This window comes from Hydrogenophaga sp. Root209 (assembly GCF_001428625.1).
Taxonomy (GTDB): Bacteria; Pseudomonadota; Gammaproteobacteria; order Burkholderiales; family Burkholderiaceae_C; genus Hydrogenophaga.
Window position 1 is genome coordinate 164,567 of record NZ_LMIE01000029.1, and the last position, 13,659, is coordinate 178,225.

Here is a 13,659-nt window from a genome sequence, read left to right on the forward strand (position 1 = left end):
TGTGGGGTCAGCTCTCGGCGTCGGGCCGCTTCAGCGAGGCGGCCACGCTCTTGATCTGCTCGCGCAGCCAGCGTCCGGCCTTGGAGGCGTGGGTGCGCTCATGCCAGAGCTGGTAGTACATCATTCGCGGGAACTCCACCGGGCTGGGCAGCACCTTCACCGGCAGGGTGCCGGTGAAGCGTTCGCAGTACTGGCGCCCCGTGGTGAGCACCAGCAGGCTGCCGGCCACCATGGCCGGGATCAGCCCGAAGTGCGGGCAGCGCGCGGTGAGGTTGCGCACCATGCCCAGCGTGGCCAGGTGGTCGTCGATGAAACCACGCGCGCCCGGATGCGTGGGCGTGGGCGCGATGTGCTCGGCGCCCAGCCAGGCCTCCACGTCCCAACCCCGGCGCACTGCCGGGTGCTGGTTCGAGACGAGGCACACCACCTCGTCGCCGAACAGGCGGCCCAGGTGCAGGTCGTCCGGCGGCTTGGCCCAGTTGCCGATCACCACGTCCACGTCGCCCTGGGCCAGGTGGTTGCGGTAATCGGAGTCGCGCGAGAGCGGGTGGATGTCGATCGGGCAGTTGGGCGCCTGGGCCTTGATCAGGGTGACCAGTTGCGGCAGAAACAGCGGGTCCATGTAGTCGCTGGCGGCCAGGCTGAAGGTGTGAATGGCGGTGGCCGGGTCAAAGCTGCGCGCGTCGGAGAACAGCACCTCGGCGCTGCGCAGGATGTCGGCCGCCGGTTCGATCATGCGCAGGCCGGCCACGGTGGGCACCATGCCCGAGCCCGAACGCACCAACAAGGGGTCCCCGGCCAGTTCGCGCAGGCGCTTGAGCGACGCGCTCACCGCCGGCTGGTACATGCCCAGGCGAATGGCCGCGCGCGACACGCTGCGCTCGGTGAGCACGGTGTGGAGCACGCGGATCAGGTGCAGGTCAATCTTGTCGAACATCGACATGTATTTCATACCCTGGGTGTATGCAGCTGGATGGTGGTTTGGGCATTCTGGACATATGGACGAGCATATGTTGTGCCATGGGGGCAGCGCTATGCTGGGGCGCATGAGCACTGAAATATCCGCACAAACCCTTAGCTTCCTGCGGCGCGGCCAGCCCGTCACGCTGCGCAACGTGGCCCCCGAGCGCACCCTGCTGGAGGTGCTGCGCGAAGACCTGGGCTGCACCGGCACCAAAGAAGGCTGCGGCGAAGGCGACTGCGGCGCCTGCACCGTGGTGCTGGGCGAGGCGGTCGGCGGCCAGCTGCAATACAAGGCCATCAACAGCTGCATCCGGCTGGCGCATTCGGTGCAGGGCATGGCGGTGTGGACCACGGAAGACTTGGTGTCGCCCGGGGGCGAACTGCATCCTGCACAGGAGGCCATGGTGCAGTGCCACGGCAGCCAGTGCGGCTTCTGCACCCCCGGGTTTGTCATGAGCCTGTTTGGCATGTACCAGAACACGAAGGGAGGCCGAGGCATTGACCGGACCCAGGCGCAGGTGGAGCTCTCGGGCAACCTGTGTCGCTGCACCGGCTACCGTCCCATTCTTGATGCAGCGCAGCAGATGGGCAGCCTGCCCTTGCCCGCCGGCTGCGGCGTGGACGAAGCCGCCACCGTGGCCGCACTCAAGCAGCTTGCACCGCCACTGGCTGAGACCTACCTGCGCCCCACCACCCTCGCCGCCCTGCTGCAGGCGCGCAGCGCGCACCCTCGAGCCCAGGTGGTCGCCGGCACCACCGACGTGGGCCTGTGGGTGACGAAGATGCACAAGCGCTTCACCCAGGTGCTCGACGTGACCGCCGCCGAAGAACTGCGCCGCGTGGAAACCTACCCGCACCACATCGCCATTGGCGCGGCAGTGTCGCTGCACGAAGCCTATGCCGCGTTGGTGAGCGAGCGCCCACAACTCAAGACCTTTGCCCAGCGCTTCGCCGGCCTGCCGGTGCGCAACTCGGGCACGCTGGGCGGCAACGTGGCCAACGGTTCGCCCATCGGCGACAGCATGCCGCTGCTCATTGCGCTGGGCGCCAGCGTGGTGCTGATGCGCTGGGATGTGAAACATCAGGCCGTTGCTCATCGGGAACTGCTGCTGGAAGACCTGTACACGGGCTACCGCACCAACGTGATGACGGCGGACGAATTGTTGTGTTGGGTCAAGGTGCCTCGGCCGGTCGCGGGCGAAACCATGAAAGTCTACAAAATCAGCAAACGCTTCGACGACGACATCTCCGCAGTCTGCCTCGCCATCCGCATGACGCTGGAAGGCGGCAAAGTCAAAACCATCTCCATCGGCGCCGGCGGCGTGGCCGCCACCCCGGTTCGCGCCCGCCAGACCGAAGCCGCCCTGCTCGGCCAGACCTGGAGCGCCGACACCGTTGGGGCCGCCATCGCCGTGCTGCGCGGCGAGTTCAAGCCGATCACGGACATGCGCGCCAGCGCCGCCTACCGCCAGACCGTGCTGGGCAACCTGCTGCAGCGCTTCTGGCTGGAGAGCCAGGGACTGCAGGCGATCAACCTCGAACTCCTCAACGCGGCAACGCTGGAGGCACTGGTATGAACGCACGCGACCACACAGACCCCGCCACCGCACCGGTAGTGATCTCGTCTCGCGCAGATGCGGTGGCGGAACCCGAGCCAACCTCCGTTCGCCCTGAGCCTGTCGAAGGGCTCACCAACACGTCGGCTGCGGCTTCGACAAGTTCAGCCCGAACGGAAGTGCGCGCCGCCGGCGTCTCACGCCACCACGAAAGCGCGCGCGCCCAGGTGGCCGGCGGCGCCACCTACATCGACGACATCCCCGAGGTGCGCGGCACCCTGCACGCCGCCCCGGTGTGCTCGCCCGTGGCACACGGCAAGCTGCGCGGCATGGACGCCAAGGCAGCGCTCGCCATGCCCGGCGTGCGCGGCGTCTTCAGCGCTGTGCACATCCCCGGCGACCCGATGCTGGCCGCCTTCGCGCACGACGAACCCGTGTTCGCCACCGACACCGTGCAGTTCCTCGGCCAGGTGGTGGCGCTCGTGGTGGCCGACGACGTGATGACCGCGCGCCGCGCCGCGCGGCTGGTAACGCTCGACATCGAACCCCTGCCCGCCGTCATCAACGTGCACGAAGCACACGCGCAGAAAAGCTACGTGTTGCCACCGGTGCATGTGAAACGCGGCGACGCCGCGGCTGCCCTGAAGCGCGCGCCTCACACCCTGCAAGGCCAGTTCGAGGTGGGCGGCCAGGAGCACTTCTATCTGGAAGGCCAGGTCGCCTACGTGTTGCCGCTGGAGCAGAACCAGTGGTGGGTCTACACCAGCACGCAGCACCCCGGCGAAGTGCAGCACTGGGTGTCGCACGCGCTGGGCCTGGCCAACCACGCTGTGACGGTGGAATGCCGGCGCATGGGCGGCGGTTTCGGTGGCAAGGAAACACAGGCCGGCCACCTGGCCGTGTGGGCCGCCATCGCCGCCAACCAGCTCAAGTGCCCGGTGAAGCTGCGGCTGGACCGCGACGACGACTTCATGATCACCGGCAAACGCCACCCCTTCGCCTACCACTACCGCGCCGGGTTCGACGACAGCGGCCTGCTCTGCGGGCTGGAGCTGGAGATGCTGGCCAACTGCGGTTTCAGCGCCGACCTTTCAGGCCCCGTGGCAGACCGCGCCATCTTCCACGCCGACAACGCCTACTTTCTGGAAGACGTGGCCATTGCCAGCTACCGCTGCAAGACCAACACCCAAAGCCACACCGCGTTTCGCGGCTTCGGCGGCCCGCAAGGCGTGATCGTGATCGAGCGCATCTTGAGCGACATTGCCCGCAGGCTCGGCCTTGATCCACTGGACGTGCGGCTGCGCAATCTGTACAGCGATGAACCCACCACCGGGGCCCTTCGACAAGCTCAGGGCGGACGGGGAAAGTCCGTTCGGGCTGAGCCTGTCGAAGCCCTGGCACAACGCAACGTCACCCACTACCAGATGCCGGTGGAAGACAACATCCTCGAACCCCTCATGACCGCGCTGGCACAAACCAGCCACTACCGCGAACGCCGCGATCAGATAGCCGCCTGGAACGCCAAGAGCCCCATCATCAAGAAGGGCATGGCGCTGACCCCCGTGAAGTTCGGCATCAGTTTCACCGCCACGCTGTTCAACCAAGCCGGTGCGCTGGTGCACGTGTACACCGACGGCAGCGTGCAGGTGAACCACGGCGGCACCGAGATGGGTCAGGGCCTCAACACCAAGGTGGCCGCCATCGTGGCCGATGAATTGGGCGTGCCGTTCGAGCAGGTCATGTCCACCGCGGCCGACACCAGCAAGGTGCCCAACGCCAGCGCCACCGCCGCCAGCAGCGGCACCGACCTCAATGGCCGCGCCGCACAGTTTGCGGCGCGCCACGTGCGCGACAACCTCGCCGCCTTCGTCTCAGGCCTGGACGGCTGCGGCGCGGGCGCGGTTCGGTTCGAAGCCGGCCAGGTGATCACACCCAAGACCACGCGGGCGTTCAACGACGTGGCGCACGCCGCCTACGCCAACCGCATCCAGCTCTGGAGCGACGGCTTCTACCGCACGCCCAAGATCCACTACGACAAGACCACCATGCAGGGCCGGCCGTTCTACTACTTCGCCTACGGCGCAGCAGTGACTGAGGTCGCCATCGACACCCTCACGGGCGAGAGCCGCGTGCTCAAGGTCGACATCCTTCACGACGTGGGCCGCAGCATCAACCCCGCCATCGACATCGGCCAGATCGAGGGCGGCTTTGTGCAAGGCATGGGCTGGTTGACGACGGAGCAACTCGTCTGGAACGACAAGGGTTACCTGCAAACCCACGCCCCCAGCACCTACAAGATCCCTGCCACCGGCGACATCCCCGAACACTTCAAGATTGACCTCTGGCCCGAGCCCAACCGCGAAGACAACGTGCACGGCAGCAAGGCCGTGGGCGAGCCACCGTTCATGCTGGCGATCAGCGTGTTTGAGGCGCTGCGCGACGCGGTGGCGCAGGCGGGGGGGCAGCCTGAGGGGATGAATGCGCCGGGGACGGCGGAAGAGGTCTTGAGGGCGGTGGGGTAAGGGGCTTCGTTAGTTAAATTGCACCGGATTAAAGTGCACGGCGGTCAGATGACCGCGACCAGTTGGAGGCGATCGCCTGGGCGAAGCGTTGCCCCAACCCGATGCTCGGGCCGAGCGAGATCGAGATCCGGCCGCTGTATGAGGCGGCCGATCTGGGTTGACGCCGTCAGGGCGTGGCGGCTGAGCGAGCAAACCGCTTTCAGCCTAGCAGCCCACTCAACTCCTCCCCACGCGATAGCATCCGCCTGCAAAATTTTTTGCCGCAAGGAGACAAAATGTTCAGTCATGTGATGGTTGGGTCCAACGACCTTGAGCGCTCGAAGACCTTCTACACCGCGGTGCTCGGCACGCTCGGCGTGGGTGAACCGGTGCAGAACACGGCGGGCTCGGGCCACAAGCGGCTCTTCTTTCGCCACGAAGGCACCTCGTTCTGCGTGAGCGAACCCATCAACGGGGAAACGGCGTGCCCCGCCAACGGCGGCACCATTGGGTTCAAATGCTCGTCACCCGAGCAGTTGCAGGCGTTTCACGACACGGCGGTGGCGCATGGTGGTGTGTCGATTGAAGACGCACCCGGCCCGCGCGGAGGCCCCTCAGGCAGCATGCACCTGGCCTATGTGCGCGACCCGGACGGCAACAAGCTCTGCGCGCTGTACCGCGTGCCCTAAAGACCATGATCAGGCTTGTTTGACCTGGTGCCGGAATCAACAACCTCGGCCCCAATCGCTCAAGCCGCCCCAACGCTGAGCGGCTCGCTTGGCGCAGCGGCCGAGGGCCCGCAGGTTCAGGCAGGGACAGCCTTGTTCAGGCGTTCGATCAAAGCCATCGCCGCCGCAGGCGCCCGTTCCTTGGCGCCGCTGATGAAGTACATGAATACGTCACGCGGCCCGGCCTTCTTTCCGGGGCTTTCCAGCCGTGGCACATCGGCGGGCTCACCGCCCGCCGCCCAGGTCTTCGCTGCCTCGGCCCACCGGTCCAGCGCCTTGGGCGCATAACCCGTCTTCACCTTCGGGTCGGTGCGCATCAGACGCGCGTAGACGACGTCCGCGGTCAGGTCGGCAAACGACGGGTAGTCGTCCGAATCGGTGAACACCGTCGCGCACCGGTACTTGCGCGCCAGCGCCAGGTAGGCAGGGTCCATGAAACTGTTGTGCCGCACATCCAGCGCGTGGCGCAGGGGCAAGCCGTCCACCTTGCCCGGCAGCAGCTTGAGGAAAGCCTCGAAGTCCACGGGATCGAACAGCTTGGTTGGCGCGAACTGCCACACGAGTGGCCCGAGCTTGGGACCCAGCTCGCTCAGGCCGCTGCCGACGAACCGTTCGATGGACTCGCCCGCATCGGCCAGCACCTTGCGGTTGGTCGCAAAGCGATTGGCCTTCAGGGAGAACATGAAACCGTCGGGCGTCTCGTCACGCCACTTGGCGAAGGTCGGTGGTTTGAAGGTGCTGTAGTAGGTGCCATTGACCTCGATTGCCGTGAGCTGAGCACTGGCGAAAGCGAGTTCTTTGCTGTGAGCGAGGCCCTTGGGGTAGAAATTGTCGCGCCAGGGTTCGTACGTCCAGCCGCCAATGCCCGCTCTGACGGTGCCCGACGCTGCTTGTCTTGTGGCCATGTTCGTCTCCCCGGAAAAGTGATTCGCCACCACTCTAACGGGATTGCTCTCACGCGAGGCGGTCAGAGAAGATGGCCACCTCGATGAGCCGGCGACGGGCCGCTCCGTGTCGATTTCCTGCGGCCCTCTTCGTCGTTCCAATACCTGGCCGCTTCGGCCGGACCCACCAAGGAGATGGCCATGCGCGTGATGGTGCTCGTGAAGGCGACTGAAGACAGCGAAAAGGGTTTGCTGTCCACCCCCTGGGCGACCGAGATGTTCGCCGCGATGGACAGGTTCAATGATGAGCTGCGCGATGCCGGCGTCTTGCTGACCGCTGATGGCCTCAAGCCTTCGGTGCACGGCAAGCGCGTCGCGTTTGACGGTGCCGGCCGCAGGGTGATTGACGGGCCTTTTGCCGAAACCAAGGAACTGGTCGCCGGCTTCTGGCTGTGGGAAGTGAAGGACATGGAGGAAGCGGTCGCCTGGGTGCGGCGCTGTCCCAATCCCATGCCGGGACCGAGCGAGATCGAGATCCGGCCGCTGTACGAGGCCGCTGATCTGGCTTGATAGCCGCTGACGTGTTTACCCGGCTTCGATGCCCAGCAAACCAGCGTCGGGATAACGGGCGCCGGCCACGGCCAGCGGATCGAACAGCCGATCCAGTTGCTCGATCTCGCTGGGCGTGAGCACGATGTCGACCGAGCTCACGTTGCTCTCCAGGTAGGCGATGCGGCGTGTGCCTGGAATCGGCACGACGTGGGCATGCTTGTTGAGCATCCAGGCGAGTGCGACCTGCGAATTGCTCAGCCCCCGATCGGCCGCGAAGGCCGTCAGCGATGCCACCAGGCGCTGGTTCGCCGCCTGCGCCTCGCCAACAAAGCGCGGGTTGTTCTTGCGGAAATCGTTGTCAGCCAGTTGACCCACGTCCACCGTACCGGTGAGGAAGGCGCGGCCCAGCGGGCTGTACGCCACAAAAGCCACGCCCAGCTCGGCACACGCCGCCAGCATGCCGGTCTCGGGCTCGCGGCTCCACAAGGAATACTCGCTTTGCATGGCGGCGATGGGAAACACCGCATGGGCACGGCGCAGCGTCTCGACCGAAACCTCCGACAGGCCGATGGCCCTGACCTTGCCCGCCTGCACCAGCTCACCCATGGCGCCCACCACCTCTTCGATGGGAACCGCCGGGTCTCGGCGATGGCAGTAGTACAGATCGATGTGGTCCACCCCCAGGCGCCGCAGCGAGGCTTCGCAGGCCTCTCGTATGTAGGCCGGGGAATTGTCGATGTGCCGTTCGTACTGACCGGCCACGCGCACGATGCCGAACTTGGTGGCCAGAATCACTTGCTGGCGCCGCGCCGCACCGCCCTGCGCCACGAAGCGGCCCAAGAGCGTTTCGTTGTGACCGTGGCCGTAAGTGTCGGCCGAGTCGACATGCGTGACACCCAGTTCCAGCGCCCTCGCCAGCGTGCGCAGCGCATCGGCATCGTCGGTGTGGCCATAGAACTCGCTCATGCCCATGCAGCCCAGACCCAGGGCGGATGTGACGAGGCCCGAGGCGCCCAGTTTGCGGTGTTTCACGGATGTCATGTGAGTCATTGGAAAGATGGCCTGTCGACCAAGCCTGGACAGCGCGTTGCAGCTGTTGCCGCCCTCACATCTTGAGGCAAGCATGTGACACCCCATCCCGCTGGTTCAACTCTAGTTCTTCTCGTTCATGAGTATGGCGTCCAGCAGCTTGTCTGCCTCATAGCAGGTGCAGGCCTTGTGCAAGAGCCCGGCCCGGTCAAGTACCTTGACTTGGCCCCGGGTGTACTCAATAAGCCCGTCCTTCTTGAGGTCACCCGCAGCCTTGCTCACGCTCACTCGACGCACGCCCAGCACCAGCGAGATGAATTCCTGCGTGACATAGAAGTGGCTGGCATCGGCGCGGTCCTGGCTCATCAGCAGCCAGCGCGCCAGCCGCTGTTCAATCGGGTGGAAACGCTCGCAGGCCGAGGACAAGGCTTGTTGGTGCAAGCGGACCATCAAGGTGCGCTTCATCAAGTCCTGCAATGCAGGCATGTCCTCCATGGCCTTCTGAAGCGCCCGAGCTTCAATGCGCCAGCAACTGCCAGCCCCCTGCACCAACGCGCGCCAAGGCGTCTTGGCCAGCCCCAGCACCAGCTCAGAACCCAGCATGGCCTCCTGCCCGACCATGCCCACCTCCAGCGGTGGGTGGCTGTCGATGTCGATCACCAGCGAGATGAATCCAGAGCGGGGAAAGTAGGCGTGGCTCAGTTCCTTGCCGCGCACGCCGAGTTCGGCCGAGAGCACGAGTTCAAACGGCTCGCACAGCGCGAGAAAGCGTTTGCGCACCGCCTTGGGCAGGCGTGCAATGAGGTCGTTCTCGGTGGTTTTCATGTGGGCATCCACGCGCGTCAACCGGTCAGATCAGGTCGTCTCAAGAGCTGGGAGCAGACGTTCGTATTCCTTCTTCACCACCCGATAGCATTCACACGTGCGTTCTTCCAATCGGGCCCGATCCAGCACCCAGATGTGGCCACGCGCGTAGCGAATGACGCCGGCGGCCTGCAGGTGAAGCGCCGCTTCCGTGACACCCTCGCGGCGCACACCCAGCATGTGGGAAATCAGCTCCTGCGTCATCACCACTTCGTTGCCGGGCAAGCGGTCCAGGCTGAGCAACAGCCAGCGCCCGAACTGCTTCTCCAGCGAGTGGTGGCGATTGCACACCGCGGTCTGGCTCATCTGCGTGATGAGCGCTTGCGTGAAACGCAGCATCAGGTGCATGACCGGGATGGACCGCTCGATCTCCACCTTGAAGGCATCGGCACGCAGTCGATAGCCCATGCCACCGCTTTGCACTACTGCGTGGCTCGGTGTGGAGCCGCCGCCCATCAGGATGGAGATGCCGACCATGCCCTCAAATCCGACGACCGCGATCTCAGCCGTCGACCCGTTGTCCAGCACGTGGAGCAACGAGATGATCGCGCTGGTGGGGAAGTACACGAAGGTCTGCTGCGCACCAGGCTCGTACAGCGCCTTGCCCAGCGGCAGTTCCACCAGCTCGAGGTGGGGTTTCCAGTGTCGCCACTCGGCGTCGGGCAAACAGGCCAGCAGCTTGTTCTGGCGTGGGTTGAATGGTTCTTCCAAGGAGCCCCCCTCCCGCGTGGTGTTTGTCGTGAAACTCAGCTCTTTACTCACTCTACGCGCCCACCTCTTGGGCGGAAACTACCTTTTATCCGTTCGGAAAAAGTCAAATCCTCAGTGCGCCAGGCTCGTGCAAGCCCGCCGCAATCGTTGTTCGGCATCCTTTGCGACAGCTTGCACCTCGGGTTTGTCAACCATCTCCATCATCACCAGCGGATCGATGAACGCCACCGAGACGCGGCCTTCGGCTTCCTGGCGCACAACCACGTTGCATGGCAGCAGCAGTCCAATGTCGGGCTCGGCCTGCAAGGCTTTGTGCGCCAGCGGTGGATTGCAGGCGCCCAGGATGCGGTAGGGCGGCATGTCGACGCCGAGCTTCTTCTTCATCGTTTCCTGAACGTCGATATCGCTGAGGACACCGAAGCCTTCCTGCTTGAGCGCTGCCATGACGCGCTCAATGGCGTCATCGAACGAAAGCTCGATCGTCGTATTGAATCCGTACATCTCGCTTCTCCTCGCTGGGACAACTACACAGGGTGATGCGCAATTCGTTGTCGACCCTCTTGATACCCGGTGCCGACCAGGCGGCACCTTGTTCAGCCACGCGCTTGGCCAGGGAATGCACCGAGCCGCGCAGAAGCTCGGTAGAGCCGTCGACGCGCACCTCGGCCGCGTTGATCGAGGGGTCCCATTCGAACTCGGTCTCCACATCTTTCTTGAGTTGCGCATCGGTCTTCATGTTCGACCTCTTTGCCGCATAGCCAGCACGGTTCGGAAACAAGATGGCCCGCCACCCTTGCGAATGGCGGGCCATGGTGAAGGTCCCCGGCGATGCCCACTGAGGTTTAGCCGGTCTGAGGTTGCCTTCATCCACCAGAGTGTGGCAACACACGCTGGAAACGCCCCCCTCAGGGGGAATCCTCACTTGGCCTCTGAACTCCGTTTTATCCGCAGAAACATCGGCAATTGCAGTTTGCGGTGTGCCGGTGGTGTCGGCATTGAGCAGGCTCAATGAAGCCGAAGTTCATGCTGAATTGAGGAATGAACCATTGTCGTGCGCAGCCCAACAACCCACCGACTCCGAACGCAGGTCGCGCCGGATTCCGATGGTGCGCCGAAGGCCACAGACGCATTCTTCATTCAGCGTATCCGTGCAAACAGCACCACGCGTGCGCAACGCAATCCGCATGACGCGATCCAAGGAGAGCTATGTTCGGTATCGCACAGAGTGAATTCCGAGGTTCTCGGAGACTGACAGTCATTCGGGGACTGAAGACCCGGATGGTCGGATTGGCCGAATAGAAACAACCTCTGGAGTCAACCATGAACACAAGTCACGCATTCGTCGCCGCGTTCACCGCGCTGCTTCTACTCACCACGTCGGGCTGCGCCGTTACTCGCGGTCAAGAATCGGTCGGCGCGTATGTCGACGACACCGTCATCACCACCCAGATCAAGGCTCGCTTCGCCGAGGACAAAACAGTTGCCGCCACCAGCATCCGGGTCGAAACGCTCAACGGCACCGTCATGCTGTCCGGGTTCGCGAAGAGCGCCGCGGAGAAGTCCGCTGCCGAGGCCATCGCGCGCCAGGTCAACGGCGTGAAGTCGGTCAAGAACGAAATTACTGTGCGGCCTTGAGAGACTGAGCAGCGCTCGCTTGCGGCGCTCTCGTCCAACTGGTTGCGTGGGAGCGCAAGGCGGTGCCCATGCCATCGGCCGAACTGTTCAACATCGGCCACGACCACTCCGCAGTTTGAGCCAGATCAACGGAGCCTGGGTCAGGACAGCCTAACGTTCAGTGCACTGAATTGGCGGAGTCGCTTCATGTGCATTGCATGTTCACAACCAACGAACCACGTCATCGCCGGCCTCCCGGAGGACGTGCGACAGCGCTGGCTGCCCAGTTGGAGAAGGTCAATCTACCGCAGCGTCTGGTTTTGCACGAGTCCGGCCACCCGATGAATTTCGCGTACTTCCCGACAACGGCCATTGTCTCCATCGTCTACGTCACGGCAGACGGGGAATCGACAGAGCTGGCCGTCATCGGCAACGAGGGGATCGTGGGCATAGAGCTGCTTCTGGGGGGCGGCTCCACGCCCAACCGTGCCGTGGTGGGAGGCCCCGGCGAGGCGCTCCGGTTGCCGGCGCGGGTGCTCCAGGAGGAGGTCATCCGGTTCGGCTCTGCATCGCAACTGCTGTTGCGCTACACCTTGGCCTTGAGCAGCCTGGTGGCGCAGACAGCGGTGTGCAACCGCCACCATTCCTTGTACGAGAGGCTGTGCCGATGGCTGCTCCTGAACCTGGACCGTGGTCAGGACAACGTGGTCGTCGCAACACATGAGCAGATTGCCTACTCGCTTGGCGTGCGCCGCGAAGGCGTGACAGAAGGTGCGCTGCGGCTGCAGACCCTCGGTCAGATTTCCTACGCGCGTGGGCGCATCCAGGTGGTCGATCGCACAGGGCTCGAGAGGCAGGCTTGTGAGTGCTACAGAGTGGTCAAGAACGAGTACACCCGGCTGCTGCCCTTGGCGCGATCAACGCCGCAGCCATTGACGAACCCACTGGACCTCCTGATCGGACAGCCGTTCTGAGTGCTTGCGATCGCTGAGGCAACAGGTATCCACTCAAGCAGCGACATGGCGGGCGGTCCGTCGAGGCCACAAGACCCGCGCTACATCGGCAACGTGCAAGGCACACAACGCGAGTTTCACGCCACCGAGGATTCGATGTATGGGCGCGAGGTTGCGGGCAAGGTGCTCGGCGCCACTGGCCCGCCCAAGCCGTTCAAGCCCCGGCCGACGACTCGGCCTTGAGCTCGCTGCACCGGGAACCTCGCCGAGATCAAACCTGTGGGGGTACCACCCGCGTGCCGGCTCGCCGCGCCAGGATGGCCGACGCGTCGTCCAACGCGCCAATGCCGGCCATGCCACCGCTGCGGATCACGAAATCGCAGGCGGCCTGCACCTTGGGGCCCATGGAGCCGGCAGCGAAGTCCAGCGCTGCGAGCTCCTGCGGCGTCACGTCACCCAGCGCGCGCTGCGCCGGCGTGCCCCAGCCGGTGAACACAGCCGGCACGTCGGTCAGCATGAGAAAGGCATCGGCCTTCAACTCAGCGGCCAGCAGGCCGCTGGCGTGGTCCTTGTCGATCACGGCCTCCACGCCGAAGTAGGCGCCGTCTGCGCGCTGTGCCACGGGAATGCCGCCACCGCCAGCGCAGATCACGGTCACGCCCTGCGCCACCAGCAGGCGGATGACCTCGATCTCGAGGATGCGCACCGGCTTCGGTGAGGCCACGACGCGGCGCCAGGCGTCGCCGTCGCGCGCGATGGACCAGCCGCGCTGCTCGGCCAGGCGTTTCGCATCGGACTCGCTGTAGACCGAGCCGACCGGCTTGCTCGGGGCATCGAACGCTGGGTCATGTGGGTCCACCTCGACCTGTGTCAACAGCGTGGCGAAGCGCGCCGCACCCGCATAGGCGTTGTCCAGTTCCTGCTGCAACACGTAGCCAATCATGCCCTCGGTCTCGGCACCAAGCACGTCGAGTGGAAAGGCGCCCTTGCCGGCGGCTTCGCCCTGCAGCGCGAGCAGGCCCACCTGCGGCCCGTTGCCGTGGGTGACGACGAGCTGGTGCCCCTCGGCCATGAGCCGCGCCAGCGCCAGCGCCGCGCGGCGGATGTTGTCGCGCTGCGTCGCCGCGCTCACCGGCTCGCCGCGCCGCAACAGCGCGTTGCCACCCAGAGCAACCACAACGCGGGCCATCTCAGTACGCCATCACGCCGAAGCGCGACCCGCAACGCACGAAGCAACGCCAGGCCAGAGACACCGAGGGTCCGGCTCCGCCGGCCCCAGGTGTCGCCCCCCTCCCGCCGAAGGC

At 65.0% G+C, this 13,659-nt stretch carries 14 protein-coding genes and 2 pseudogenes; 8 read left to right on the forward strand and 8 right to left on the reverse strand.

Annotated elements, in window-relative coordinates; genetic code table 11:
* Nucleotides 1-7: 7 nt before the first annotated feature.
* Nucleotides 8-952 (reverse strand): LysR family transcriptional regulator, encoded by a 945-nt coding sequence (locus tag ASE11_RS14290; RefSeq protein WP_056272671.1) that lies wholly within the window; start codon nucleotides 950-952, stop codon nucleotides 8-10.
* Nucleotides 953-1,046: 94 nt separating this feature from the next.
* Between ASE11_RS14290 and xdhA the strand changes: the two genes are divergently transcribed.
* The 4 genes and pseudogenes from xdhA (at nucleotide 1,047) to ASE11_RS14305 (ending at nucleotide 5,709) form a co-directional block, all read left to right on the forward strand.
* Entirely contained in the window at nucleotides 1,047-2,540 is a 1,494-nt protein-coding gene (gene xdhA, locus ASE11_RS14295) for a xanthine dehydrogenase small subunit (RefSeq protein ID WP_056274185.1), read from the forward strand.
* Nucleotides 2,537-5,041: a xanthine dehydrogenase molybdopterin binding subunit gene (xdhB, locus tag ASE11_RS14300; protein ID WP_082585747.1), complete on the forward strand. Its 2,505-nt coding sequence runs from the start codon at nucleotides 2,537-2,539 to the stop codon at nucleotides 5,039-5,041. The genes xdhA and xdhB overlap by 4 nt, the downstream gene beginning before the upstream one ends.
* A gap of 65 nt (nucleotides 5,042-5,106) precedes the next feature.
* Nucleotides 5,107-5,199 (forward strand): annotated as a pseudogene (locus ASE11_RS26675) (YciI family protein); the annotation flags it as partial.
* Nucleotides 5,200-5,316: 117 nt separating this feature from the next.
* Nucleotides 5,317-5,709 (forward strand): VOC family protein, encoded by a 393-nt coding sequence (locus ASE11_RS14305; RefSeq protein ID WP_056272674.1) that lies wholly within the window; start codon nucleotides 5,317-5,319, stop codon nucleotides 5,707-5,709.
* 116 nt (nucleotides 5,710-5,825) lie between these two features.
* On the opposite strand, the gene ASE11_RS14310 is transcribed toward ASE11_RS14305, so the two are convergent.
* Nucleotides 5,826-6,653, reverse strand: coding sequence for a DUF72 domain-containing protein (locus ASE11_RS14310; RefSeq protein ID WP_082585748.1), 828 nt, complete (start codon nucleotides 6,651-6,653; stop codon nucleotides 5,826-5,828).
* A gap of 180 nt (nucleotides 6,654-6,833) precedes the next feature.
* Here ASE11_RS14310 and ASE11_RS14315 point away from each other — a divergent pair.
* Nucleotides 6,834-7,193: pseudogene (locus ASE11_RS14315) on the forward strand (YciI family protein); the annotation flags it as partial.
* 24 nt (nucleotides 7,194-7,217) lie between these two features.
* Here the strand turns inward: ASE11_RS14315 and ASE11_RS14320 are convergent.
* The 5 genes from ASE11_RS14320 to ASE11_RS25415 all read right to left on the reverse strand — a co-directional run bounded on the left by ASE11_RS14320 (nucleotide 7,218) and on the right by ASE11_RS25415 (nucleotide 10,797).
* On the reverse strand, nucleotides 7,218-8,216 hold the full coding sequence (locus ASE11_RS14320) for an aldo/keto reductase (RefSeq protein WP_056274187.1): 999 nt from the start codon (nucleotides 8,214-8,216) through the stop codon (nucleotides 7,218-7,220).
* Between the two features lie 120 nt (nucleotides 8,217-8,336).
* Nucleotides 8,337-9,038 (reverse strand): Crp/Fnr family transcriptional regulator, encoded by a 702-nt coding sequence (locus tag ASE11_RS14325; protein ID WP_056274190.1) that lies wholly within the window; start codon nucleotides 9,036-9,038, stop codon nucleotides 8,337-8,339.
* Nucleotides 9,039-9,068: 30 nt separating this feature from the next.
* Complete coding sequence (locus ASE11_RS14330; protein ID WP_235501306.1) at nucleotides 9,069-9,788, reverse strand: Crp/Fnr family transcriptional regulator; 720 nt, start codon at nucleotides 9,786-9,788, stop codon at nucleotides 9,069-9,071.
* Nucleotides 9,789-9,899: 111 nt separating this feature from the next.
* Nucleotides 9,900-10,289, reverse strand: coding sequence for a DUF302 domain-containing protein (locus tag ASE11_RS14335; RefSeq protein ID WP_056272681.1), 390 nt, complete (start codon nucleotides 10,287-10,289; stop codon nucleotides 9,900-9,902).
* Entirely contained in the window at nucleotides 10,249-10,797 is a 549-nt protein-coding gene (locus ASE11_RS25415; protein ID WP_082585749.1) for a BON domain-containing protein, read from the reverse strand. Before ASE11_RS25415 ends, ASE11_RS14335 begins: the two co-directional genes overlap by 41 nt.
* A 311-nt stretch (nucleotides 10,798-11,108) precedes the next feature.
* Between ASE11_RS25415 and ASE11_RS14340 the strand changes: the two genes are divergently transcribed.
* The 3 genes from ASE11_RS14340 (at nucleotide 11,109) to ASE11_RS25920 (ending at nucleotide 12,598) form a co-directional block, all read left to right on the forward strand.
* Complete coding sequence (locus tag ASE11_RS14340; protein WP_056272684.1) at nucleotides 11,109-11,423, forward strand: BON domain-containing protein; 315 nt, start codon at nucleotides 11,109-11,111, stop codon at nucleotides 11,421-11,423.
* A gap of 197 nt (nucleotides 11,424-11,620) precedes the next feature.
* Nucleotides 11,621-12,376 carry a Crp/Fnr family transcriptional regulator gene (locus tag ASE11_RS14345; protein ID WP_156406365.1) on the forward strand — a complete coding sequence of 252 codons (756 nt, stop codon included), beginning with the start codon at nucleotides 11,621-11,623 and terminating at the stop codon, nucleotides 12,374-12,376.
* Nucleotides 12,377-12,598, forward strand: a complete 222-nt coding sequence (locus tag ASE11_RS25920; protein ID WP_200959361.1) for a hypothetical protein — start codon at nucleotides 12,377-12,379, stop codon at nucleotides 12,596-12,598.
* 28 nt (nucleotides 12,599-12,626) lie between these two features.
* Here the strand turns inward: ASE11_RS25920 and arcC are convergent, their stop codons facing one another.
* A complete protein-coding gene (gene arcC, locus ASE11_RS14350; protein WP_056272687.1) occupies nucleotides 12,627-13,544 on the reverse strand; it encodes a carbamate kinase in 918 nt (305 codons plus the stop codon).
* Nucleotides 13,545-13,659: the final 115 nt, after the last annotated feature.